Here is a 25,146-nt window from a genome sequence, read left to right as displayed (position 1 = left end):
TTGTAATAGTATGCGGCTGATTGATATTTTCAAAATCCTCCGCAGGGCGAGCGGACAAGGATTTCTGACCCGAAGGGGCAGAAAGAGCGAACCCGAAGTGCAGAACGAGCGATTATTCTCATACAAAACAGCCGGAATGCTTTGCCTATTTATTCTTTAATCCCAACTCTTCGACTGCCATTTTCCTCATTTTGAATTTCTGAATCTTTCCTGTGACGGTCATGGGAAATTCGTCAACAAACTTTATATAACGAGGGATTTTGTAATGAGCAATTTTGCCCTTACAGAACTCCTTGATTCCATCTTCTGTTGCCGATTCTCCCTCTTTGAGCTGTATCCAGACACAGATTTCTTCTCCCATTTTCTCTGACGGCACGCCGAAGACCTGAGCGTCCCTTATCTTGGGATTCGTAAAAAGGAACTCCTCTATCTCACGGGGATAAACATTTTCTCCCCCGCGTATGATCATATTCTTTATGCGCCCGGTTATTTTGAAAACGCCGTCTTCATCCATAACGGCCAGATCGCCGGTATGAATCCACCCCGCCCTGTCAATAGTTTCCGCTGTGGCTTCAGGTTTGTTATAATATCCCCGCATTACCTGATAGCCGCGGCAGCAAAGCTCCCCTTGTTCCCCCACAGCCACAATCTTCCCGGTCTCCGGAGAAACAATCTTTACTTCCGTATGAGGGATTGGGGGACCCACTGTTTCTGTGCGTTTTCCCAAAGAAGCGTGATTAGGGGTCTGTGTTATAACGGGAGATGTCTCCGTCTGCCCGTATGCTATTGTAACTTCCTTCATATTCATTTCATCATTAACGCGCTTCATAACTTCGACCGGACAGGGCGCGCCGGCCATTATGCCGGTCCTTAAACTTCTGAAATCAGTTTTCGAAAATTCAGAACTGGACAGTTCTGCTATGAACATTGTCGGCACACCGTGAAGAGCGGTGCAGTGTTCCTTCTCAACTGTTTTCAGCACATCTTCAGCGTCAAAGTATTCTGACGGGATTACCATAGTCGCTCCGTGAGTAAGGCACGCGAGATTGGAAAGAACCATTCCGAAGCAATGATAGAAAGGCACCGGTATACAGAGTCTGTCCTGATCTGTGAAACCCATGGTTTCTCCAACGTGGTATCCGTTATTAAGAATATTGTGATGGGTAAGACTTGCCCCCTTGGGAAGCCCTGTTGTTCCGGAAGTATATTGAACATTAATAACATCATCAAAATCACATTCCGCGCGGCGGGCCTGAAACTCCTCGTCGCTTATCTCCTCACCCAACTCCATAAAATCCTTCCAGGAGAACATTCCGGGATGTTCTCTGCCGCCGATTAAAACAACATTTTCTAAATAAGGGAGTTTTTCAGAATTAATTTCTCCCGGCACACAGTTCTTAATCTCAACGGCAACTTCACAAATCATGTCAAGGTACTTGGAAGATTTAAATTCAGGTATAAGAAAAAGGGTCTGTGTTTCAGAGTCTTTGAGTCCGTACTCCAGTTCATGCGTTCTGTACGCGGGGTTTACCGTTACCAGTATCGCGCCTGCCAAAGCGGTTGAAAACTGGGTTATCACCCATTCCGGATGATTGGTAGCCCAAATTGCCACACGGTCTCCCTTGCGAACGCCCATAGCCATGAGGCTCTTTGCCGCCCGCCGGCAAATATCGTAGAATTCAGCGTATGTATATCGCAGATCGTCGGGGACATAAACAAGTGCTTCATTGTCGGGATATTTATCCGCTATCCTCTCGAACATATCTCCAATCGTTTCACCAATCAATGGCTCTTCAGAGCCCGTAAACGCATAACTTAATTTCTTCTCCGTCATTATGTTAAGCCTTTCTTACAATAAAAATTTTGAATTTATTCGTTTATCTCGACCTGTTTAATTGTTTGCCTCTCAATTGATGCCGGCGCGCGCGCCTCCCTCCATCTTAGCCCTCCTGCCTGTCTCTTGAGCGCAAAGAAACGAACCTGTATTCACGCGAAAAAAGCAAAATCAGGGAAAGACCCACTAAAGCAGTGTTTTCCAGTATTTTCTTCCAGGCATAAGTTGGTTTGAACCCGCACCCGCAGTCAAAAAATACTTCGAAAAAAGCTGTATCCCCGGAACTCATTACATTTAAGACTCTATAGATTATAAAAATCAAAAACATAATATTTATAGCTGTTAGAACAAGTGAAGTCCCCCGAATGAATATTCCGGTAATAAGAGAAATTCCGCATAAAAGCTCAATCCACGGCAGTACTACAGCAACAGTATAGAGAAGAAATGAACCATCGAATATCCCGTACTCCTTTATCTGCTGGGAAAACAACATCGGCTTATTTATCTTTCCAAAAGCGGCGTAAATAAAAACGGCGGCAAGAATTATTCTGGCGAGTATTACAAGATACTGACGGCAACTCTTTTTTCTTCTGAAATCTGTTGACAGAGGGGGTTCTAACAGTAATTCTTTCAAAGCTGAACCATCCGTTTTGAATATCCGCTTATTCTTCATTCCAATCCTTTTTCAACAGGAAGTCCTTCTTCTTTCCAATTTGAAAAACCACCTTCGAACACAAAAATATTTTTATACCCCAGCTGGTAAAGCTCGGCGGCCAGCAAATCAGATGAATCACAGGCTGGTGACGAACAATATATGACCAAACTGCTCCATGGATAGATAAGCGGAATAACTTTGTCCGCAAAACTTCCGAATTTATAATAATCAAATAACAACGCGCCTGGAATATGCCCATTTATATATTCACTTTCCGTCCTGGCATCTATAAGAAGGATTCCTTCTTCCTTCATCTCCCTGAATTTTTTCAGATCGATTACTGTTATATTTCCGGCACTGTTATCGATATTTTCCGCGATTTTCTCCGAGGCGGCCTGGCGAAACGGGTTTATTCCATTATCAGAAAAAGCGTTGTATGTAAAAGCAATTAAAGTGCTCGCGCAGCAAACTGCTATTGCCTGTATTATTGTTCTCTTTATTTCCATCACTGATCCGTTTATTAAAAAATTAAATGTGTATTTAATTTTTAAGATAGGACAGCCATGCTTCCTTAGACTCCGCGGGGGTTATATAAGAAAAAACATCTGCCTCGAAAAATGCTTTAATTCAACATAGCTTTCCTCTACCAGATACTCCTGTATATGTCTCCGTTCAAGTTCGCTATAAACACTTTGCCGTCACTTCTTATAGCTATGTCCTGAATTTGCAGGTCGGTCAACCTGCCGTTTATTGCTTCCCATGAAACTCCATGGTCTGTCGATCTGAATATTCCGCTGCCATAATTGCCGGCGTAGATTGTTCCGTCCGAATTCACTGCAAGACACCTTATATCCACTGATTGTCCGGAATTCTCAGGAAAACCGTTATTCTGAGGTATCCACATACTGCTGTCAACTACAGCGGGATCAGTTTCATAATAACAGAAAAAACCTTCATACCCGCCTATAAGCTTGTCGTCTTCTCTGATATCAATACAATTTATGAAGTCAGGAAAGTACTCTGTTATGAATGTATTAAGGGAATTCCAGTCACTGCCGTTATTCTCGCCCTTGTAGACATCTCCTCCCCAGCTCGCAGAATAGATATCTCCCGCAGAATTGGCTACCAGCCCTCTTCTTATGAAGTCCTTGTTCTCAAGACCGAGACCAACATTAGTCCAGCTTCCCCCTTTATCCTCAGAACGGTATATCCCGGCCCCGCTTACAGCGGCAAAAATATAACCTTCATCCGTGCTTATCATCGACCGGACATCGATAAAAAGCCCAACACCAAGAGTATCTATAACGGATAAATTGTCCGGGTAATCTACGGAGGAGAAAATAACTCCTTCTTTCGTGCCTACAAATAACTCGTCGCTGTTATTAAATGCAAAGGATCTTATTGTGTAGAGCACGCTGTCAACATTCACAGAGTCTGTCTTCCCCCATATCTGGCTGTTGTGATCCTTGTAATACAAAGCTCTGCTGTCGCGTAGCGTAAGGACATAAAGATCATCGCTGGAATTAAATTTCATTGAAAGAATACCGCCGCTATTCTCGATCTTGTTATCTAGCGCTTCCCACATTTGTTCCGCGGGAGCCGGCGGCTTAATCATATTCTCTTCACTGCAGCCGTAAACTAAAACAGCGCAAACAGATAAAACTAAAATTGTTGTTACTTTGAAATTCAAACTCCTCACTTCATCTCCTCCTTCCGAATAAACTGTCCGTTATAATATCTCTCGGCTGAATATTCTAATTTTCCAAAGGCATAAAAGCGCAAACACTGAGCCTCTTGACTCCACAAATATTGACTGTCCTATTATTACACAATTTACTATATTAAAGATAATAAATTCAAGCTTATCCGCAACATAGAAGAAAATTTTTTCCTGTTTAATATGGAAAAAGTATATATAAACTGTTTTAATAATATTATGAAAATCGACCTCGAGCATTTTTACAAAGAATCAATCAGGATAAACCCCGGCGATATTAATATCGGAAGAGACGCTCCCCTGAGGGTAAGAAGACACCTTCCGGGAGAAAAAGCTGAAAGCAAAAGCGACCAGCAGCTCTCAGAATCTGTAGCCGGCCTGGGACTGCTGCACCCTCCCGCGCTTATGAAAACAGAAGGCGGAAGTATAGAAGACAGTGTTGTCATTTTCGGACACAGGCGTCTTGCCGCCGCGGCCAAGGCAGGATTGAAAAAAATCAGCGCCGTTGTTCTTCCGGCCCCGCGGTATGAAGCCCTTGAAATACTCAAGCTGCGCGTCGAAGAATTATCGTTCGGAAAAGAGCTCTCCGAACTTGAAAGAATAATCGCCATCGATAAAACCGCTTCTTTTTCCGGGTTAAGTGCGGAAGAAATTTTGCCTCTTCTCTTTGGGATTTTTAAAAGACAGATCTCTGCCGGCTATGCTCACCGTCTCTTAGAGTTACTGAAGCTTCCGGACAATATTCTCCAATTTTTGCACAGAGGTGACATTTCCACCGGAGACCTCCTCGCTCTTTCAGAACATCCCTCTATTGATCCGGCAGAGGCCGCGTATCTTCTCGCCGGTGAAGGGCTAAACCGAGGCAAGCAAAAAAAAGCCGTCCGTCTTATGCTGTATCTCGCGGATCAGGGCGGGGGGAAATGGGATAAATTTCTGTCCGGGTTTCGCCGAGGAAAAGATTCACTTGTCGAATCACTTCACAACGCCTGTTACCCCGTGCTCGGGGAGGACCTTAAAAAAATTTCATCAATCATAAAAAGCGCGGGTCTTCCCAAAGACGCGGTCATCAAACCTCCCGACAACCTCGAAGGAGGACACTTCACCCTTCGCGTAAAGATACGCGAAGATGAACGCTTTTCCGGTATTCTGGCAAAACTCGGAAAATTCTCTGAAGAGGGCGGCATTTTAAATCTGCTTGATATTCTCAAGGGGAAGAAGTAGAGCAATCACTCATACCTCAGCGCTTCTACCGGTTCTATATCCGCGGCCTGACGAGCCGGGAAAATCCCGGAAAGAAGAGCTATCAGAACAAGCATAGTAACTGTAACAACGGCAATATGCCAGGAGAAAATCGGATGGCCCATATATTTCATGACGCCTGAATCTATTGGGATCAAACTCGCGAGCCCTATTACGCCAAGTGAAAAAATAATACCAAGAACACCTCCCCCCCCTGTTATCAGAAATGCTTCGCCTACAAAATGGTATACGATATGTTTTCTTTTCGCTCCCGCCGCTCTCTTTATTCCAAGTTCTCTTGTCCTTTCTTTTACCACGACATACATGATATTGGCAACCCCCACTCCCGCGATAACAAGCGTCAGCGTTCCAATAACTCCAAAAAATATGTTCAGTCCCAGGAATATCTTGGAAGCGATCTTTTCCATCTCAATATCGTCCCAGACAGACAGGGCATACTTGTCGGTCGGATCAAATCTGTATTTTTTCCCCAAAATATGCCTTATATCCCTTACAAGCTCCTTCGATCTGGATTTCACGGAGGGTCTTACAAGCATATGATTTATCCATCTTCGCTGGTATGAAACTGAAAATGTCGTATAAGGAATTATCACCCTTTCCGAATCGGGCCCATTACTCATAGAGGTCTGAAGTTTCGGCTGCATTACACCTACTACGGTATAGGGTATATCATCGATCAATATATTATCTCCCACAGGCTCCTCGTCTCCGAATAGACTCAAAGCCAACTCATCACCTATAAACACAACTCTCCTTGATTTCCTTATATCATTTTCATTCAGAAACCTGCCCCCGCTCCGCGGAAACATGTGCCTCATATCCTTAAAATCAACACTGACGCCTTCAGCGTATGTCGTAGTGCGGTTATCCCCTTTGCTGACGCGAACCCCCTTTCCGAAGCTTGGACTGATCAAATCGACGAGGGGAATATTGTTTTTCAGCAGAGCGATATCCTCCTTGTGCATATATATATTCCGCCCCAGCCCCAATCCCTGAAATTTCTTTGAAGTCTCTCCCGACCATACACTTACAACGGCGTCTCTCGCGTTCATTTGCCCTTCACGCATTCTCTTTTCAAGTCCGAAACCGAAAGCCAGAAGAAGGACAACAGACATCGTCCCCCAGATTATTGAAACCAGAGTCAATACGAGGCGCGTTCTCTGATTCTTCAGATCAAAAACGAATTCCTGAAAAAGTGTACGCCACATATCACTCCTAGTAGTTGAGACAATCCACAGGGTCGAGCCTCGATGCCTTTCTGGCCGGGAAATACCCCGCTATCAGTCCGACGAATAGTATAATTAACCCCGAGACAACGGCAACTAGCGGATCGATAGTCGGGATTCCAATAGAGTTCTTTACCGCTTCAGGCATATTCGCGAGAAGCGATATAATCCCCCACGCGATAGTAAACCCTATTGAGGCCCCTATTATTGTTATCAAAAACGTTTCCGCGAAAAACTGCGACTGAATCACCCAGCTCTTAGCTCCCACCGCTCTTTTGATGCCAATTTCTCTCGTCCTTTCCCTCACGACAACATACATGATATTCGATACTCCAAGCCCTCCCACGCAAAGTGTCGCCGCTCCCATTACGAGGAGAAATATGTTGAACCCGGTAAAGAACATCATGAATTCATTGAAGAATTCCGCGGTATCCCATATGTGAAGAGCGTCTTCATCTGCAGAGTCGAATATATACTTATCCCCGAGAACTTCCCTGATGCCCTGGACGATTTGATGAGAATTCGCGGCTTCTTCCCCGTGTTGAATAATCATGTCATTCAAATGCCGATGCCCGAACATAGTCTGGAAGGTTTCAGAAGGAATATACGCTCTGTCCTTATCTCTAGAATTATAACTTGAGTTCTGGACCTTTTTCCTCAAAACGCCTATCACTCTGAATGGAATGTTGTTGATATTGACGAATCGTCCCACCGCCGGTGATTCTTCGCCGAAGAGGAAATCCTTCAATTCATTTCCCAGAAAAACGACTCTCCTTTTTTCCCTTTGATCCCTCTCATTTATAAAGCGGCCCCCTCTCTGTGGTATTACATTACGCATCTTCCAATATGAAGGGGCAACTCCCGCTACAAGCGGGGTTCTTGTCTTCTTCCCGACACGGACCCAGGATCTCCACGTTGAAAATTCTTCGCTTATTCTTTCTATTTGTGGAATCCGGGTTTTAAGTAATTCCACATCGGATCTTTCCAGTCTGATATCTCTGTCAACACCAAAACCGCGATAGGGCTTCGTTGTTGTGCCGGGGAAAACAAGGATGATATTGTCTCCGAGCCCTTTGAAATTCTTGATGTTCTGTCTTCTTGTGCTGGTCCCTACGGCCATCATCAGGACTACCGCGGCTGTGCCCCACACTATCCCGAAAAGAGTCAGCATTGTGCGTTTCTTCTGAGATTTCATATCCCGGAAAAATTCTCCGAGGAGCATAAAGAGATAACTTAGATTAACAAAAAGTAATTTCATCAGCTTCGCTAGATTTCCTTCCGGGGTTTTTCAAGCACTTCCTGCCCCTCTTCAAGTCCTGATTTTACTTCAACTCTTATCGCGTCAGAGAGTCCGGTTTCTATCATGACCTTCTTGCGCGTTTTATTTTTCCCCGGAATTTCAACATATACGGAATCGCCGCGGTAATATACGACCCGCTCCGGTATATTAAGCACACTGTCCGCTCTATTAATGATTATGTCGGCGTTAGCCGAATATCCCGCCCTGAGAACCGTCCTTCCGGCGTCTTCCAATGATATTTCCACCGGGAACATACTCGAACTGTTTTCTTTTTTCGCCTTCAGTGAAATTTTTTCCAGCAGTCCAAAAATCTCAATGTCAGGGAGGGCCCCGATTTTTATTTTCGCCGGAAGTCCTAAATCCAGCTTGCCTACATCGATCTCATCTACCGTCCCTTTGAAAAGCAGGCTGTCCATATCCGCTATCGTCATAAGGACTGTTCCCTCCTGGTAAGAGGTAAGGGGGACAACGGGATCGCCTATATTGATCATCTTCTCGAGAATCTTCCCGGTGACCGGCGCCTTTATGACCGATTCTATTTTTTTCCCGGCAATAGTGACTTTTCCCTCTTCGAGCAGATCGAGCTGTTCGTTGCTTATCTTCAGCTGCAACCTCGCCTGTTTGAAATTCCTCCGGGTTTCTTCAAAATCCTTTTCTGAAATAAGATTTTTCTTGAAAAGTTCTCTGCTTCTTTCAATTTCCTTTTCGGCAGTTTCAAGGGTTATCATATCCATTTCGACCTGCCGTTTAGCCTTCGCGATCTCGATGGGTGTAGGATTTGGAGCTATTTCAAGAATAGGTTCCCCCTTTTCTACACTCTCCGGCGGATCCACGAATATCTCTTTAACAACCCCTGACACCTTCGACTTAACTGAAATTTCCCTGTCCGGTTCAATAGAACCAACCGCAAGCGCTTTTTCTACTATTTCCCCTCGCTTAACCTTTACGACGGGACCGAGAGTATCCTCTCCCCCGCTCATCAACTTCACTATAAATCCCGATGCTGCTAGGACAACAACCACCGTTATGGTTATCCACAGCTTTTTCTTTCCCCCGCTTTTCTTCTTGTTTTTCACGTTTTCACCACCGTTGTTATTGGTAATTTTCCCTTTTTCCCCTCCCGTTATACTGCCGGCAGGGCCTTAATACCTTTTATTTACGAAATTCTAAGAGTATTTGTTTCATACTTGTCTCTCCAGCCCCGAGGATTATACATTTCATTTCCTAAAATCAACTGGCGAAGATTTATTGTTTACAGCATAGCCTTTATATGCAATACATATGTAACTATCTCTGTCGTTCTAATTAAGAACGCTTAAAATACGGGAGGGAGCATGGAAAGCAGCAGATATAAAAGAGGACTTGAAAAATTCCGCGCTGTTGACGGAAAGAGCGGCAAAAAAGCGGTAGACGATCTGAAAGAAATTATCCCCGAAATTGAACGTTATATAGTAGAGTATCCTTTCGGCGATATTTATTCGCGTCCCGGTCTGGATCTTAAAATCAGGGAACTGGCAGCTATTTCAGCTCTAACGGCGATGGGAAACGCCGAGCCTCAGCTGAAGGTACACATTCACTCCGCTCTGAATAACGGGGCTACACGTCAGGAAGTAGTCGAAGTGATTCTGCAGATGTCAGTCTACGCGGGATTCCCCGTGGCGATAAACGCCCTGTATACAGCGCGGGGAATATTCCGGGGCCGTGATCAAAAGGGAAAGAGTTGATTCTTCCCGCCTGATGTTCCAACCGTACATCTACGGGGAACAACTGATCCGTTTCTGCAGAAACTATCTCGCGAGGAATAAGATGCGTACAGTTAGGCGAGACCCGTGACACTCTACACAACTTTACAAGCTCCGCTCGAAGCTTACAGGACGAATTTCTGTTCGCCCGCGGCAACTCCGGCCTTAATGAGCAAAAAGGGCCGGGCAATACTTTCATCAGCTGGTAATAATAAACCCTAAAAAGGTACTCTGCCAAATACACTTTCTCCCCACAGGAAAAATCAGGTTGGAATATTTATAAAGACCTCTTGATAATACAGGGAAATAACACTACTTTATGCTCAGTCTTTATCGAAGAGTACGCCAGCTGTTTATCAGACCAGTCGAATTTACTTTTCTCCAAGGAGCCGGAATGAAAGAACAGGCAGAAGCAGAAGAGAAGATCAGGAAACCATTCGGTAAAATCGTCAAGGACTCTTTCCGTGAACTTAAAGAAACATTAACAGCTTTCTTAAAAGCCCCCAAAGCCCTTTGGGGTATCAATATTCCCTACATCGTTGAGGGGCTTGTATATTTCGGAATATTAACTATTTTAGGGAAATTTTCATCGGAAAACCTCTCCCTTCTTGATACCCAGGCGAGCTTGATCTACAGTTTTGTAACCGGCGGAATTACTCTCGCGATGCTCCTGCTTGGGGGGTTTACGGATAAGATAGGAGTCAGAAAATCACTCCTTCTCGCTTTCGCTACGATGGCCATCGGCAGGACTATGGTGGCTCTGTCCGGCACCCTCAACCTCGGATCCGGGCTGTGGTCTCCGATGTTTTTTGTAATGAACAGCGGCCTCTTGATCATGGTTATAGGATACGGTCTATATCAGCCGGCGGCCTACGCGGGTGTAAAAAGGTACACAAATAAAAGAACCGCGGCTATGGGATATGCTGTAGTTTACGGACTTATGAATCTCGGCGCTTTTTTCTCCGGATTTCTCTCCTCTTTTACAAGACAGAAATCCGAATCCGCCTTTCCTCCCAACGGATTGACGGCTGTATTCTGGGTATACGTTATTCTCACAGTTCTCGCGTTGATAATCACGGCTTTGATCCTTACTAAGAAGACGGATAAAAACGCGGTCAAAAGAATCGCCAGAGAAAATGACGAAATATCCTCCGGTGAAGAAGAGAAAGAAGCTGAAAGCAAAGGTGAAGAGCGCCCAGAGGAAAAAATCAATAATATTCCTCTCATAGTATATATAACCGCCGCGATTGGTCTATTTCTGATCTCAGGTCCGGGGCTTGGACTTTCATTCAACAAAATCTTCCTTTTCAAGCTTTTCGGCCTGGAAGTTAGAATTGACACAGTTTTCACACTCTTTATTTTAACGGCGGTTCTTGCCGCGGCTGATTTTCTGAAAAGACGCCCCTATCACCCGTTCAGAAACAAGTATTTTTCATTTTTTATTTTCATACTCATTCCGGTTCAGACACTCTTTGCCCACAACTGGTTAACGCTCCCCTATTATTTAGACAGGGCGTTCGAAGGAACCGTGGTCTCTGAGTACTTCGAAGTTTTTACCAATCTCAATCCCATTTTGATCTTCTTCTTAACTCCTCTCGTCGCGGGATTGACCGCCAAGGCAAATATCTACAAGATGATGATCCTCGGCACTTTCGTAATGGCTTTGCCGACATTTCTGCTGTCTTTCGGGCCGAATGTGATCCTCTTTCTGACATACATATTGCTTATGACCATAGGTGAAGCTATGTGGCAGCCACGCTTCCTGCAATGGATTGCCGAAATTGCTCCGGAAGGCAAAACCGGACTCTACATGGGAGTAGGACAATTCCCCTGGTTTTTGACAAAAGTTGTAACCGGATTTTACTCCGGCTGGTTCCTTGTACAGTATTGCCCCCTGGATACCTCTCCCGCTGAAATGAGTACGGGTTTCATGTGGTTAATCTACGGGTCTATTGCCGTTATAAGCCCGATCGGATTACTGCTTGCCCGAAAATGGATGCTCGGTGAATTTAAAGCCCTCAGCAATTGATCCTAAAAGATCGGTTCAGGATTGTCTGCTGTTCTTCCGTGTAATAATACTCAGCCCGGGCAGATCTATCCGGTCCTTATAGGTTATAAAAATTGGGGGTACTCCACCAAACAGTGGTGCTTGACAACAGGCGCAAGTCAGTTTAATCTGGATAATCGGATATTCGGTAACTTACAAAACCAAATCTATTATTTTTAAAAAGGAAACTGTTATGATTCATGATCTGCTCAGACCCTCGGACGCGAAAATAGTGATGCTGATTCTAGACGGACTCGGCGGAATAAGAAACGGCCAGTTCGAAGCTACGGCCCTTGAAGCCGCCGATACTCCCAACCTGGACAGACTCGCAGCTGAGGGAGCTTGCGGCCGCAGCCTGCCTGTGTCAATTGGAATAACACCGGGAAGCGGACCCGCTCATTTTGCCCTCTTCGGCTACGACCCTTTATCCCCGGAAAACTCAGTGGGCAGGGGCGCCGTGGAAGTTACCGGTGTTGATTTTGACCTCGAGAAAAGCGACGTGGCAATCAGGGGAAACTTTGCCACAATGAGCGGTGAAGGGATAATAACAGACAGACGGGCGGGGCGCATACCTCATGATGAAGGCGTTCGGATCTGTGACAAACTGAACAATAATATAAAAGAGATTGACGGTGTGGAAATTATCATAATGCCTGTCCGGGAATACAGATTCGGCGTTGTTTTAAGAGGCAAAGATCTTGATCCGGACATAGAAGAAACCGACCCTCAGCTTACAGGCAAAAAGCCTTATCCGCCAAAACCTCTCTCCGATAAGGCAGAACACACAGCCGAAATAATCAAAAAATTAATCCGGCGCGCCAACGAACTTCTCTCTGACGAAGAAAGGGCAAATACTGTTCTTATGAGGGGGATATCCCGAAAGCCCGACATAGTTCCCTTTCAGGACAAATACAACCTCAACCCCGTCGCCATAGCCGCCTACCCGCTATACCGGGGCGTCGCCAAATTGTGCGGAATGAAGCTGGTAGACACAGGATTCAGTCCGGCAGAGGAATTTGAAACCCTTCGTTCTATTTACAATGACCGATACAACTTTTTCTTCATACACATCAAAAAAACTGACTCTTATGGAGAAGACGGAAATCTCCGGAAGAAAAAAGAGGTGATCGAAGATGTCGATTCCAACCTGCCCGCCATTCTCGACCTCAACCCTGATGTGCTAATTGTAACGGGAGATCATTCAACACCTTGCGCCCTTAAAAGTCACTCGTGGCATCCCGTTCCTTTCCTGATAAGATCAAAAGCGTGCGGAAGGGATAACGCAGAAGGTTTCAGCGAGGCTGAATGCGACAGGGGAAGTCTTGGTATCTTCCCGGCTGTTTCAATTATGAGGCTGGCTCTTGCCAACGCGGGGATGCTCAAAAAATACGGCGCGTAAGCGGCGGTTTTTATATAATCTTATCAGTTCCGGCTTGCCCGTTCTTCAGAAATCGTCAGAAATGTAGATACTATCTCTTCAAGATCTCTTATACTTTCTTTCTCTATCTCTTGTTTTCCTCCGGCGGTCGCGGCGCAGAGAATAGTATATAATTTGCCGTTTTCAATAACTGCCGTCAACGTCCACATCCCTCTTAGGCTTACTGTTTTTGTCTTTTGAAACCAGGCTCCATGAACAGCTTTAACCGGCTTTGCTCCAATAAGAACTTCTTTTTTTCCCTTTATTTTAAGCTCTCTATGCCCGGCAGTGCACTCAAAATTGCCGGCCAGATCGTAAATATCCGGCATTATTATCTGCCTGCGAGCTGTCGGCTGCCACTGAACTTCGATCTCCTCATATTTCTTTCCCGTTGCCTTCATCCAGTAGATACTGCCCGCCTTTCTATTTCCGCCCCCTCCGCCAACACGAAAATCAGAAGGGAGAACGAATTTAAAATCAGGATTAATCGTAGAAAAAGCCTCCTTCCGAAAGAGAGAACGAATATTGAAAGATAGAATATTTTCCTGATGATAATCTTCTGAGCCCTGAATTACCCCTTCCGCGGTTATTGAAGATACCGCGGCCTCTACCGGAACCCCCCTTCTTATTTTTTCTCTGCACATATTCCTCAGAGAGGTGATATACTCCCTCTGGGGTTCTATATCATCTGTCAAACATACTTTACCTTCGCCGGGAACAAGGTAGGCGGGATTCATTCCTATTAGCTTTTCAAGCACAGTTAACCAATTATCATAATCGGCGTTTGGATCCGCGAGGTTTGGGTGATAACCTTTACTGAGAATTCCGCCCGTAAATATTATTTCGCCTTCCCCGACCGAGACGATACAATCCCCTTCCGTGTGAGCCGGGCCGAAATAATCCAGGGTAACCGCCGTCCCCCCCAAATCCAGCGACAATCTTTTCCCCATGACAGAATCCGGAGGAACAATTTCAATATCCTGAAGCTCTTTATATTTTTTCGGGGTCTTTTTCATGTAGTAATTCTTATACATGGGAGAATATTTTTTAATGTCGCGCTTTGTTTCGGGGCGCGCGATTATAACCGCGCCCTCTTCCCTGAAAACCGAGTTTCCCCAGACATTGACAGGGTGATAATGAGTATTCACCAGGTATTTAACCGGGAGGTCTGTGACAGTTCTAATTGACCGGAGCAACTCGCCGGCAAGTTCTGGTGTATACCTCGAATCAACAACAAGAACGCCTTCCTCTCCAACTACAAAACCAGCGTTAGCACCGAGACCATTCTCAAACGAAGGGCTCTCCGCTATATAAGCGTAAGTTTCTTCATTCAGTTTGACCAACCCGGTCTGCTCCCTGTCCACACCTCTTTCACATCCGCAGATAACCATCACCGTTAATAAAACTGCTGCTGCGGTTCGCGTTTTCATTTCACTTTCCTCCTCGCGTAAGTTTACCGTGTAATCGCCTGCTCTGAGCTTACGCGCGCCGCTCAGACAAACTGTTCGCGGAGAATTCGGCTTACTGCCTGCTTCCATGGGGCTACTCTAACATCATCTCTCGAGCTGACGGAAGCGAAAAAAGAACCATATCTCTTGCCGGATAAATTATATTGATCTTGCCCTTTAACTCTGTTTCATCAAAATCATGCAACCTCTCAGGTGTTGAGACAAATGCCGCGCCGGGGTCTTTCTTTGCGATCCGTAATATTTCCCCCGGGTTCGTGTATTTCCCTTTTGGCGACCATCCACCGTAAAAGAGAAACATTGCTTTCTGATATCTATTAATATCCATTCTGTAACTGTACACGGGGCTGCTCTTCTCCATCAGTTTCTCTTTGGCCTCGGATATGATCTTAACCGAATCTGTCTCCCTTCTATGGAAACTAAGCGGGGTAATAAAGAGAAGGAGCATAAGTAAACACAACACTCCTACCATGACTTGATTAAAGGACCAGAGTCTTTCAAGGCTTCTGAGCCATCTGGCCATTTCCCTCGCGGAGAGTACCGAGAGGACCGGGATAAGGGGAAGAAAAGCACCGGATTGAGAGGGCTTTACAAGAACAATAAAAACAAATAAAACAACGGCAAAAACGAAGAGGCTCAAATCGGTTCCTGAAACTCCCCGATAGCTATTCTTTTTTTTATGTGCAAACAGGATTCTTACCGCCGCGGCCGCAGCCGGAATCGACCAGGGAAGAAATCCCAACCATAGTTTTCCCCCGTGTTCGAGAATCCTGTTTAATACGTTTGAAAATCCCGCAAAATCGCCAAAACCAAACCAGACGAGAAAGTCAAAAGAGACAGCTGAGCCCGACTTTAATATGGCCGGGAAAACCCAGATACTTCCAATGGCCGCGAAGACAGCTGTTGTTAACCAGAATTTCAGACTTTTCAGAAACCCCCTTCTTTCACTGTCAAATGATGCCGCCGCCACTCCCGCGGCTATTGGAAAAACTCCCGCTGTTCCGGCGCTCAGCATTCCCCCCGCGATACCAAGACCCCATAGTAACAAACCTTGCCTCCTCTTCCGGGGTAACAACAGCCACCCCGTCAGCGAAAGAGTTGTAAACATGGCGAAAGGAATATTAAAGTTGATGTGAGGAGAATATTTAGCAAATACGGGGTTTGCCGCCAGAATTACAGCGGAAAGCAGTCCCAGCGCGTGCCTGCCTGTTATCCACTCTTCGGAATTACTACTCTCGCCTCGCTCGGCGCCCCCCGCTATAAAAATAAGATAAAGAATCGCAATTGAAAATAGAACAAAAGGCAGGCGCGCGGCAATTTCGTTTGTTCCCAGAACCTTGATAAAAACCGCCGCGAACACCGCGGGCAGAGGAGGGACATCATAAACAGGTTCAGAATCAAAGTGCATAACCCGCAGGTCGCCGGTTTCAAGAACTTCTTTTGCTATTTCAGCGGCGACGGCTTCTTCGCTGGGAGAAAGAGAGCCTATCCAGATACCCCACAACGTTATAACGGATATACTTACAAAAAAAAGAATAACAAGAAAAGGACCTCTGCCGCGTTCTCCTGTGAGAAAGGGAAGTTCTATCAATTTGCCCCCCTTAGTACCTCCGGTGACCAAGCCGGGATAGATTTTCCGGACAGCTCTTCAATCCGGAGTTCTACAGCTCTGATAATCTAAAGGCAATTATAAATCAGAGAGAAAGTTTTTGCAAAGGCATCATTTTTATATCACATAAAACAGACAACAATAAAGGCGGCAGCACATAGGTAGAATCCAAGCTGCTGCCGCCTCGCTGAAAATTTTCACACTTCTTCTTAAATACCCAGAGCTTTGTTGATAAATTCCATCAAGTACTCCTTAGGCGCCGCGCCTGCCATCGAATCGACAACTTCCCCGTCCTTAAAGATCTTCAGGTTCGGTATGCTCATAATTCCATATTTTGCGGCTACATCACGGGCCTGTTCCGTGTTTACCTTAACAAATTTCACCTTGCCTTCGTATTCTCCAACAAGTTCTTCCATTACGGGAGCAACCATCTTGCAGGGCCCGCACCACGGTGCCCAGAAATCAACGAGTACCGGAATATCTGAATCAACTACCTCTGATTGAAAATTCTCATTCGACACATCCAGAATCTTGTCGCTCATCTTATACCTCCTTAAATAAAATTAAAACATTCTATCTTACTTTCCACATTTTTTAATACACTTCATAAATTTTATGATTCTCTCTTCCTTCAGTTTATAATATACTCGCGGCGCCTCCTTTCTTCTGTCAACAATATTATTCAAACGCAAATTTTTAAGCTGCTGTGAAACCAGAGATTGTTTAAGATTAGTTTCCTCGCAGAGCTCTGAAACCGTAAACTCACCCCTGCTGAGTAAATTCAAGAGTTTCAGGCGGGCCGGGTTTGACAGGATCTTTAAAACCTCGGTAAATTCCTTAACTTCTTCGTCACTTAATAATTCAATCATGCCTTATCTTCCGCAAAGTTAATTATCATATTATAATATTATAATACAATAATATTATAATTATGCAAGGGCTTTTTTCTTTTTTTCTGAGTAATTCTGCTGTAGGGGAAACTCCCGGCTTCTAATCTCCTTGACACCTCTGCTTTTCGAGCATAGAATCATCACGTCTTGTAGCTTGAAAACTAAACAAAATGCTTCTCCAGATAATAATCGCTCAACCCGAAAGCATGAAATTGGAGGGATACACAATGCTTAAAGGATTGTATATAGCTCTTGTCACTCCATTTAAAGATAACGGCTCTCTAAACGAAGAGAAGCTCGCGGAGCTGGTTAAATTCCACTCCTCCGCGGGAACAGACGGCCTGGTTCCTTGCGCCACGACGAGTGAAAGCCCGGCTCTCTCGAGAGATGAGCAGGACAGAATGATCAAAATTGCAGTGAAGCACTCATCGGGAAGGATGAAAGTAGTAGCAGGATGCGGCACGAATTCCACTGAAGGCTCTATAGAGAATATCAGAAGAGCCCGTTCTCTAGGAGCGGACGCCGCCATGACCGCGTCTCCCTATTACAACAAACCAACACAGGAGGGGTTATACGCTCATTTCAGAAAACTCGCAGACGAGGGCGGATTACCCCTGATGTTATACAATGTTCCCGGCAGAACCGGAGTCAACATAGACCCCGTCACCGTGGAACGTCTATGCGATCATGAAAATATTGTTGCCGTCAAGGAGGCAAGCGGCGATGTGGAACAGGTCTCGGAAATCATTGCCCGCTGCGGCGAAAGGATAGATCTTCTTTCGGGTGACGACGCAATAACATTGCCTGTACTTTCCGCCGGAGGCAGAGGAGTCGTAAGTGTCGTCGGCAATATTATCCCCGGGCTTATGCTCAAACTGATCTCTCTCTTCAATGAGGGGAATCAGGCTGAAGCAACTGAACTTCACCTCAAACTTCTGCCTCTCTGCCAGGCGATGTTCCTTGAGACAAATCCAGTTCCCGTAAAAGAAGCTATGAATATGATCGGAAAGGAAATAGGCGGCCCAAGGCTGCCTCTGGTAGGATTGCGCGAGGAAAATAGAATAAAATTAAGAGAGGTATTAACTGATTTCGGGCTGCTCGGAAAATAATCAAAATATTAAATATTAACGGAGGTAATCGAAATTGATAAATACAATAATTTGCGGCGCACTTGGCAAGATGGGCGCTGAAATCACAGGAGAACTAACCGCGAGCAGAGAATTTAAGCTTTCAGGCGCCGTTGAAGCCCCCGGCCACCCCGGCCTGGGAAAGAAGCTTGGCGGCATTTCAGTCACTTCATCGCTCGAGGATATTATTTCAAACACAGACGCGGTGATCGATTTTACGGCCCCCTCTGCGGCGCTTGTCCACACTGAAGCCTGCCTGCTCGCCGGTAAGCCGATCGTAATAGGCACAACAGGGTTTACTTTGAGCCAGAGGGAACAGATAGAAAAGGCCTCGGATAATATACCGGTTCTCTTAAGCCCAAACATGTCATCCGGAATAAATCTCATGTTACGGCTGGCCGCCCAGGCCGCCCGTTCACTGAGCGGCTTCGATATTGAGATCACCGAAATCCATCATAACAGAAAGAAGGACGCCCCGAGCGGAACAGCGGCGAATATCGCGGAAAAGCTGAAAAAAATCAGAAAGGGATCCCGTCTGGTTTACGGAAGGGAAGGAGAAGCCGGCCCCAGAAACAAAAATGAAATCGGCATACATTCTCTCAGAGGAGGTGATGTAACCGGCGAGCACAGCGTTATATTTTCCGGCCCGGGGGAGAGATTTGAAATCACGCACCGCGCTCATTCAAGGCGCGCCTTTGTCAGCGGCACCCTCTCAGCCGTGAAGTATATTGTCTCGAAGCCGCCCGGTTTGTACTCGATGGAGGATCTCTTTGAACTCAAATAACAATATCGCGGCCTCCCGTGTAACAGATCATCGCTCCGGATTCACCGTGCGAGTTAATAAAACCTTACAGCCCTGCCCCGCCGGAAATGACTTGCTTTCAAATTGAATTTGCTAAATACTTGTTTCTTAATCAATCAATGGAACTGAATCAATTTATCTATTTCTTAAAAGATAAAATTCACTGTTATTAAATTTTTAACGAAATATGATAATGAATTATCCAAAAGTATCCATAATAATTCTGACCTGGAACAATTATAAAGATACTAAAATATGCCTTGAATCTTTGTTAAAAAAGGAAAACTATCCCCATAAAGAAATCGTTGTTATAGACAATGATTCGAACGATAACTCCTTTCAAAAACTCCAAGAAGAATTTTCTCAGTGTGTTTTTATGCGTAATAATAAAAATCTGGGGTTTGCCGCCGGAAATAACCCCGGTATAAAATACGCCCTTAAAAACGGCAGTGACTATATCTTTATTTTAAATAACGACACGGTATTTACCGAGCCCGTATTAAGTAAATTGATTAAAATCAGTGAACAAAATAAAACCATAGGAATCGCCGCGCCGAAACTCTTAAACAATGATCAAAGCGTTCAGCAATCTATAGTCCCGATAAAAACACCCGCGAATTTTCTTTTATGGCTGTTCCGCTTAACCCGCAATCCTGATTTAAATAAAATCAGCGGCAACCTGATCTTTAACAATTACTATATCAGCGGGGCGGCAATGTTAATTAAAAAGGGAGTTATCAGGAAACTCGGGGTTTTTGACGAGAGATTCTTTTTCTATAGTGAAGATATGGATTTTTCTTATCGGGCCGTCAAAAGCGGTTTTAACTTGGCATATATCCCCGATTTAAAAATAATCCACAAACACGGGCAGAGCAGCACGCGGGAAAAAGCCTTGGTTCAGTTATATAGAGCTAATTTTCAATTCTTATATAAATATTGGAATAGCGTTCTTATCAATTCCATAAAGCCGGCCGTTAGCGTTACCGTTTTCATTCGTTTTCTGAAGAACGGGGCGGAATTCCTTCTGACACGGAAAGAAACTAAGAGGATATATGCTAAAAGCCTTTGGAAAATATGTTTCAAAGTTTGGGTTTTTAAAAACTGAACATTATTTATATCAACAAGTTAACTTATTGGAAAAAGTCCTTGTTTATATTTTCCTCCCACAGAAATTCCCCGGACAATTCGTATAGTTTTTTATGTATCTGCTGATCATGAATTAACGTGTTCAATAATTCGGTATCGAGCTTTTTGTTTTTTAAATTTAGGACCGCGCCAATACTATTAGAATTCACCAATTCTGAATAATCGCCTACGCCTATGCTAATTATTGGAATCAGCCCCTGTGAAATATATTCAATAAATTTTATCGGAGAAGCTACATTATTAAGCAAGATGTTATCTCTAAGGAGAAAACCGAAATCATATTTCCGCAGGTCTTCAATCACCTCTGCGTGGGATAAAGATTTAACTTCAGCTGAGGCGATCTTTTTATCTTTCAATAGTCTTTCCGCGTGTTCTTTTCTTGTCGTAATTACAGTCAAGGATGTGTTTTTCATGTCCTCTGATATCCCTTTAAAAACATCGAGGATAGCGTCAAAGCGTTGCCATTTTGACATTCCTCCGACATACACAAATTTGATTTCATCACTCTTTTTTATATCTTTTAAGTAATTCTTGCTTGTACAACAAGGTATTACTTTAACTTCTCTTATGCCGTACTTACTATTAAGATGTTTCCGCAAAACATGTGACACGGCATGAACTCTGTCCGCTTTTAAATAGATAAATTTTTCAATTTGAGCCAACACGGCTTTTCTGATTCGTGATTTGTGCAGTAAAAAACTCTCTTCGGAAACAAGCGCCCTGAAATCAAACAGCAATTTGAAACCCCTGTTGAAAATCCATCTAAAGCAAAATAATTTCAGAAATTCAAATACTGTTCTGATATAGAAATAATCTATATCATCCATTCGGGAAAGGGCGATGATATTTTTATAGACAATAATATCACCGGATGGCCTATACTTATTTTTATCATAGCTATGTACCGCCAATTTTGTATTCAGATTTAATTCATTTAATCTATTAATTACCGGTATCATCTGTGATTCCACAATGTTTACCGACTCCCCTTTACGTGCCACAAAAACGTTCATTGAATCCCCTTCGCGCAAACCCCGGTTTCCCTCAGCCGTACAGCGAAAAGTAAAATATATTAAATACAAAGACCTCGGGTCCGGCAAAAGCCAAGAATGATCGGTTCTTGCCGCGCGTAAAATTGTATATAACTATTAGTTCAGGCTTAGCTATCTTTATTTTTTTTCATTACATTTTTTACCGCGAATAATTGGAATGCCTTTCCCGGATAACGACAGGTTATCTTTTGAGTAATATCTGAAAATCTCTCCCAGAGAAAAGCCGGCTTATTTACTATTTCCCCCTTATACCCCCTCAGTTTTTTCCAGCCCTTCATTCCGTATACTTTAAAATCAAGTTCTTCCAGCTCTTTTGTAGTCCAGCCGGAAATATGTTTTTGGAGAGGGTTACTATGATAACCGTTCTGGCTCAAATACCCGTTCGGTGTTGAAATTATTATTTTTTTACAGGCCCATGTTTCCGCTTTCTCGAGCAGTTTTTGTCCGTCATCCTTCGTTAAGTGTTCTAAAACCTCCAGTATGATAACAGCATCAAAAGCCTTCGGCTGAAATTCCACTTTCCTGATATCCGCTTTTACATATTGGCTGTGATGCCTTTTATCACTGCTTTCCCGCAGGTACGAATCGAACAAATCAACACCAACTGAAAAGGGGACTCCGCACCTCTTAACCGGAGAGTTAAAACCACAGCCCAGATCTAAAACTGAACCGCAATTTAAAAGCTCTCTTCTCAAACAATCAAAGGAAGTTTGAAAAACTCTTTTATATAACGGTTTTATTATTTTATGTTTAATGAACCGTGATGAGAATTTTCGGCTATTCACAAGTTTTACCTGTCACCTTTTTAAATATTTTAATATCATCCTTATCAATCCCGCCAACTATAAATAATATGCTGGTATATAACAACGATGATATTAATACTAATATTAACAGATTCAAATCCCTTAATTTCCAAATAAAAACTCCCATTATTAAACTGGAAACAGCTACTCTGGATACAGCTGCCAGAAACTCCCCTCTTTTAAAACCATATCCGACTCTGTAAGCAAAAATTACAAGAAGAACAACTATAGTCAACTCCGTTATAACTGTCGTAATACTTGCGCCAATATAACTAAACCGCGGAATTATCAACAAATTGAGAACAACATTTTCTATCATACAAACGCCCGTTATTTTTGTTACAATCATCTGCCTGTTTATAGATTCAAATAATCTTACAAAAGCAGCGTTAATAAAGATAAAAACCGGCGCCCATATAAGTATCTTAAGTGCGATTATCGACTGCGTATACCCTTCGCCGAATATCAGCAGTATCCCCCTGTCTGCCAGAAGCGTAACCCCCACCCCCATCGGGATACTGATTATCAGCATAAACTTAAAGTATTTCCTAAATATCAAAGACAGGGAGTGCCGTGAAGAAACATAAAATTTTGACATGGCCGGGAAAACTGTAGTATTAAGGGCAACGGGGATAAATAGCAGAACAACGATTAATCTATAGGCCGCATTATACCAACCTACTATTTCGTTTCCTTCCATTAGAGAGAGCATAATTGAATCTATCCAGTAATAAACGGTAATAAAAATTCCGCTCAGCCCGAATGGAATTGCTTCTTTAAGCATAGGCTTCCAAAAAGCTAAATCGACGGCAAATTTCGGTTTGACAAAATGCCATATTAAAACAGTGAAGCTGTACGCCAAAACAACCGCGTTAACAAACAAGTAAATTGAAGCAAATACTTCGATGCCAAACCCCTGTTTTATAGCAAACAGAGCAATAGGGAGTTTTAAAAAATCCCCCAAAACATAGCCAATCGCCTGATATTCCATCTTTTCATAAGCCTGGAATATTGAATAAAAAATACGGGAGAAGGCATTTAAAATAACAGATAGGGCTATCAAATAAACAACATTTACCGTCTGCGCGGGGTAATCCAGCAGATTGATCGTTAAAGCAATCAATCCGAAAGTTGTTACCGCCAAAATGCAGTTCATTACAATAATATTATTCAGATATTTACTCGCGAGGAACCTGTCCCTCGAAACTTCCCGTACAATTAACCTGCTTAACCCCAAATCAGAAATAATTCCGAACATGCCGGTAAAAGCAAGAGCGAATGATAAAATCCCGAATCCTTCCGCCCCCAAATAGCGAGCAACGTACATTATATAAAAGAAAGCCAACACACGACTTACTATCCTTGAAACAAGCAGCATGCCCGCGTTTCTTGCTATTCTTTGCACAACGTTCATAATTTCATTACCTTACCGCCGCGGCGTTTCGTTTTGGAATGTTTGCAATAGTATAGATTAACAATAATTATGAGTCAAAACGTTATTTATTTGAACTTTCCTCTTTTCTATGAAGCTGAACGGATTCCGCCGAGTTAACTTCCCGGACATCCCGGCCGTTATTTTTCCTCGAACCGGGAAGATAAAAATAGGGCGGTCCCGCAAAAAAATGCTCCGTCTCTTTACACTATATTTGAATATTGTTGAAAATTTTTGTATTATTACCTCTAATTAAGAAAATAATACTGTGCGGTCTTAAATTATCCGGGATAAAAGAAAGAAACTATTATGATGGAAAAAGAAATCGCCCTTATTGATTATTTGAATATAATCTGGAAACATAAAAAATTTATAATAATTTCGGTGCTGGCTATTTCAATTGTAACTGCCGGCATAACTATGGTGTTGCCAAAATGGTACAGAGCAACCGCCGTTATCATGCCTCCAGAGAAAAATAGTTCAGTCTTGAGTAATTTGGGAACTGATCTGCCGACTTTCGGATTTCTGGGAAGATTCGGCGGCGATCAGAATCAAGTAAAGCTATTGGCAATTATGAAAAGCAGATCGTTGCTCGAGGCGATGAACAATAAGTACAATTATCAAAAACGTTATGACTTGGAGAACAAACAGCAGACTTACGCCGCTTTGAGAAACAATATCACCGTCTCCGTTGAAGACGAGATGCAAATTTCGTTTTCCATTAAAGACAAAGAACAGGATCTGGTCGCGAAGATGGCCAATTACGCGATTTATTGCGCGGACAGTATAAATATAAATTTATCAACTCAAAAGGCAAAGAGTAACAGGAAATTTCTGCAACAAAGGCTGCGGATTGTTAATGACAGTTTGCTTTATTATGAAGCCAGAGTTTGTGATTTCATGAAAAAATACGGAATAAAAAGCCTGGAAGAACAATTAATCGTTGAAGTTAAAAAAGCAGCCGACATGAAAGCTGATATTATGGAAAAAGAAGCGCGAATTGATGTCATGAAAACAAGTTTAAACCCTAGCAACCAGCTTTTGATAAACTCGGAAATTGCTCTGAAATCAATAAAAAATAAATATAATGAATTTTTTGATTATTCAAATCTGGATTCTCTTTTTATCAATTTGGGAAATGTTCCGAAAATTAAAAAGGAATATTCACAACTCCAAAGAAAAGTTATTTATTTTACAAAACTATTAGAATATTTGGCCCCTCAATATGAAAAAGCAAAGATACAAGAGAAAAAGGATGTGGAAACCGTTCAAATTTTGGATAAAGCGATTAGGCCCGAAAAAAGGTGCTCTCCGAAGAGAAAAATTATTACACTATTATCACTCGTGATTTCTTCCTTTTTAATTATCGCGGGTGTATTGTTACATGAAAAGTATCTGTAACAATATTTATTCAGGGCGTTTTATCCAACTGTCTCCAGAGGTTATTAATTGACGATTTCTATGATCATTGTTTTTCTGGTATTCTTTTTATATTCCGCATACCGGGGAGTAAAAAACAAATACTATATTGGGCTGCTATTAATCAGCACCTATGCGGGTTTCTTGTTATCCGCCGTAGGATTAAGCCATGGAAAGACTTTAAGCGTATATATTCTCT

General features: G+C 43.3%; 22 protein-coding genes. 8 read left to right on the top strand and 14 right to left on the bottom strand.

What is annotated here, in order from left to right:
• Nucleotides 1-145: 145 nt before the first annotated feature.
• The 4 genes from U5O15_07700 to U5O15_07685 form a co-directional block, all read right to left on the bottom strand.
• Nucleotides 146-1,834: an AMP-binding protein gene (locus tag U5O15_07700; protein MDZ7860535.1), complete on the bottom strand. Its 1,689-nt coding sequence runs from the start codon at nucleotides 1,832-1,834 to the stop codon at nucleotides 146-148.
• A 106-nt stretch (nucleotides 1,835-1,940) separates the two neighbouring features.
• The gene (locus U5O15_07695) at nucleotides 1,941-2,507 is read right to left on the bottom strand and encodes a MauE/DoxX family redox-associated membrane protein (protein ID MDZ7860534.1); all 567 of its coding nucleotides are present in this window, start codon (nucleotides 2,505-2,507) and stop codon (nucleotides 1,941-1,943) included.
• Complete coding sequence (locus tag U5O15_07690; protein MDZ7860533.1) at nucleotides 2,504-2,995, bottom strand: rhodanese-like domain-containing protein; 492 nt, start codon at nucleotides 2,993-2,995, stop codon at nucleotides 2,504-2,506. The genes U5O15_07695 and U5O15_07690 overlap by 4 nt, the downstream gene beginning before the upstream one ends.
• A gap of 137 nt (nucleotides 2,996-3,132) precedes the next feature.
• On the bottom strand, nucleotides 3,133-4,188 hold the full coding sequence (locus tag U5O15_07685; protein MDZ7860532.1) for a hypothetical protein: 1,056 nt from the start codon (nucleotides 4,186-4,188) through the stop codon (nucleotides 3,133-3,135).
• Between the two features lie 237 nt (nucleotides 4,189-4,425).
• On the opposite strand from U5O15_07685, the gene U5O15_07680 reads away from it, so the two are divergent.
• On the top strand, nucleotides 4,426-5,427 hold the full coding sequence (locus U5O15_07680; GenBank protein MDZ7860531.1) for a ParB N-terminal domain-containing protein: 1,002 nt from the start codon (nucleotides 4,426-4,428) through the stop codon (nucleotides 5,425-5,427).
• Between the two features lie 5 nt (nucleotides 5,428-5,432).
• Here U5O15_07680 and U5O15_07675 read toward each other — a convergent pair whose 3' ends face one another.
• From U5O15_07675 to U5O15_07665, 3 genes are read right to left on the bottom strand one after another with little or no spacing between them, the layout of a single operon-like run.
• A complete protein-coding gene (locus U5O15_07675; GenBank protein ID MDZ7860530.1) occupies nucleotides 5,433-6,674 on the bottom strand; it encodes an ABC transporter permease in 1,242 nt (413 codons plus the stop codon).
• A gap of 7 nt (nucleotides 6,675-6,681) precedes the next feature.
• Nucleotides 6,682-7,950, bottom strand: a complete 1,269-nt coding sequence (locus U5O15_07670) for an ABC transporter permease (GenBank protein MDZ7860529.1) — start codon at nucleotides 7,948-7,950, stop codon at nucleotides 6,682-6,684.
• Between the two features lie 8 nt (nucleotides 7,951-7,958).
• The gene (locus tag U5O15_07665; GenBank protein MDZ7860528.1) at nucleotides 7,959-9,068 is read right to left on the bottom strand and encodes an efflux RND transporter periplasmic adaptor subunit; all 1,110 of its coding nucleotides are present in this window, start codon (nucleotides 9,066-9,068) and stop codon (nucleotides 7,959-7,961) included.
• A gap of 258 nt (nucleotides 9,069-9,326) precedes the next feature.
• Between U5O15_07665 and U5O15_07660 the strand changes: the two genes are divergently transcribed.
• The 3 genes from U5O15_07660 to U5O15_07650 all read left to right on the top strand — a co-directional run bounded on the left by U5O15_07660 (nucleotide 9,327) and on the right by U5O15_07650 (nucleotide 13,180).
• Entirely contained in the window at nucleotides 9,327-9,716 is a 390-nt protein-coding gene (locus U5O15_07660; protein MDZ7860527.1) for a carboxymuconolactone decarboxylase family protein, read from the top strand.
• Nucleotides 9,717-10,128: 412 nt separating this feature from the next.
• Complete coding sequence (locus U5O15_07655; protein MDZ7860526.1) at nucleotides 10,129-11,763, top strand: MFS transporter; 1,635 nt, start codon at nucleotides 10,129-10,131, stop codon at nucleotides 11,761-11,763.
• Nucleotides 11,764-11,974: 211 nt separating this feature from the next.
• Nucleotides 11,975-13,180 carry a 2,3-bisphosphoglycerate-independent phosphoglycerate mutase gene (locus tag U5O15_07650; GenBank protein MDZ7860525.1) on the top strand — a complete coding sequence of 402 codons (1,206 nt, stop codon included), beginning with the start codon at nucleotides 11,975-11,977 and terminating at the stop codon, nucleotides 13,178-13,180.
• 23 nt (nucleotides 13,181-13,203) lie between these two features.
• On the opposite strand, the gene U5O15_07645 is transcribed toward U5O15_07650, so the two are convergent.
• The 4 genes from U5O15_07645 to U5O15_07630 form a co-directional block, all read right to left on the bottom strand.
• Nucleotides 13,204-14,628 carry an MBL fold metallo-hydrolase gene (locus U5O15_07645; protein ID MDZ7860524.1) on the bottom strand — a complete coding sequence of 475 codons (1,425 nt, stop codon included), beginning with the start codon at nucleotides 14,626-14,628 and terminating at the stop codon, nucleotides 13,204-13,206.
• A gap of 112 nt (nucleotides 14,629-14,740) precedes the next feature.
• Nucleotides 14,741-16,255: a glycosyltransferase family 39 protein gene (locus U5O15_07640; GenBank protein ID MDZ7860523.1), complete on the bottom strand. Its 1,515-nt coding sequence runs from the start codon at nucleotides 16,253-16,255 to the stop codon at nucleotides 14,741-14,743.
• Between the two features lie 227 nt (nucleotides 16,256-16,482).
• Nucleotides 16,483-16,815 carry a thioredoxin gene (gene trxA, locus U5O15_07635; GenBank protein ID MDZ7860522.1) on the bottom strand — a complete coding sequence of 111 codons (333 nt, stop codon included), beginning with the start codon at nucleotides 16,813-16,815 and terminating at the stop codon, nucleotides 16,483-16,485.
• A 36-nt stretch (nucleotides 16,816-16,851) separates the two neighbouring features.
• Nucleotides 16,852-17,142: a metalloregulator ArsR/SmtB family transcription factor gene (locus U5O15_07630; GenBank protein ID MDZ7860521.1), complete on the bottom strand. Its 291-nt coding sequence runs from the start codon at nucleotides 17,140-17,142 to the stop codon at nucleotides 16,852-16,854.
• A 248-nt stretch (nucleotides 17,143-17,390) separates the two neighbouring features.
• On the opposite strand from U5O15_07630, the gene dapA reads away from it, so the two are divergent.
• The 3 genes from dapA (at nucleotide 17,391) to U5O15_07615 (ending at nucleotide 20,197) form a co-directional block, all read left to right on the top strand.
• Complete coding sequence (gene dapA, locus U5O15_07625) at nucleotides 17,391-18,272, top strand: 4-hydroxy-tetrahydrodipicolinate synthase (protein ID MDZ7860520.1); 882 nt, start codon at nucleotides 17,391-17,393, stop codon at nucleotides 18,270-18,272.
• Nucleotides 18,273-18,306: 34 nt separating this feature from the next.
• Nucleotides 18,307-19,074, top strand: coding sequence for a 4-hydroxy-tetrahydrodipicolinate reductase (gene dapB / locus U5O15_07620; protein ID MDZ7860519.1), 768 nt, complete (start codon nucleotides 18,307-18,309; stop codon nucleotides 19,072-19,074).
• A gap of 211 nt (nucleotides 19,075-19,285) precedes the next feature.
• Nucleotides 19,286-20,197: a glycosyltransferase family 2 protein gene (locus tag U5O15_07615; protein MDZ7860518.1), complete on the top strand. Its 912-nt coding sequence runs from the start codon at nucleotides 19,286-19,288 to the stop codon at nucleotides 20,195-20,197.
• Nucleotides 20,198-20,222: 25 nt separating this feature from the next.
• Here the strand turns inward: U5O15_07615 and U5O15_07610 are convergent, their stop codons facing one another.
• The 3 genes from U5O15_07610 to U5O15_07600 all read right to left on the bottom strand — a co-directional run bounded on the left by U5O15_07610 (nucleotide 20,223) and on the right by U5O15_07600 (nucleotide 23,510).
• The gene (locus U5O15_07610; protein MDZ7860517.1) at nucleotides 20,223-21,251 is read right to left on the bottom strand and encodes a hypothetical protein; all 1,029 of its coding nucleotides are present in this window, start codon (nucleotides 21,249-21,251) and stop codon (nucleotides 20,223-20,225) included.
• A 146-nt stretch (nucleotides 21,252-21,397) separates the two neighbouring features.
• Nucleotides 21,398-21,985: a class I SAM-dependent methyltransferase gene (locus U5O15_07605; GenBank protein ID MDZ7860516.1), complete on the bottom strand. Its 588-nt coding sequence runs from the start codon at nucleotides 21,983-21,985 to the stop codon at nucleotides 21,398-21,400.
• Nucleotides 21,986-22,067: 82 nt separating this feature from the next.
• Entirely contained in the window at nucleotides 22,068-23,510 is a 1,443-nt protein-coding gene (locus tag U5O15_07600) for a flippase (GenBank protein MDZ7860515.1), read from the bottom strand.
• A 327-nt stretch (nucleotides 23,511-23,837) separates the two neighbouring features.
• On the opposite strand from U5O15_07600, the gene U5O15_07595 reads away from it, so the two are divergent.
• Complete coding sequence (locus tag U5O15_07595) at nucleotides 23,838-24,929, top strand: Wzz/FepE/Etk N-terminal domain-containing protein (GenBank protein ID MDZ7860514.1); 1,092 nt, start codon at nucleotides 23,838-23,840, stop codon at nucleotides 24,927-24,929.
• The last annotated feature ends 217 nt before the right edge of the window (nucleotides 24,930-25,146 follow it).

It is taken from the genome of Candidatus Krumholzibacteriota bacterium (assembly GCA_034520215.1).
Taxonomy (GTDB): domain Bacteria; phylum Krumholzibacteriota; class Krumholzibacteriia; order Krumholzibacteriales; family WJIX01; genus JAGHBT01.
Note: the sequence above shows the minus strand (reverse complement) of the source record. Positions and strands in the feature narration are given on the sequence as shown.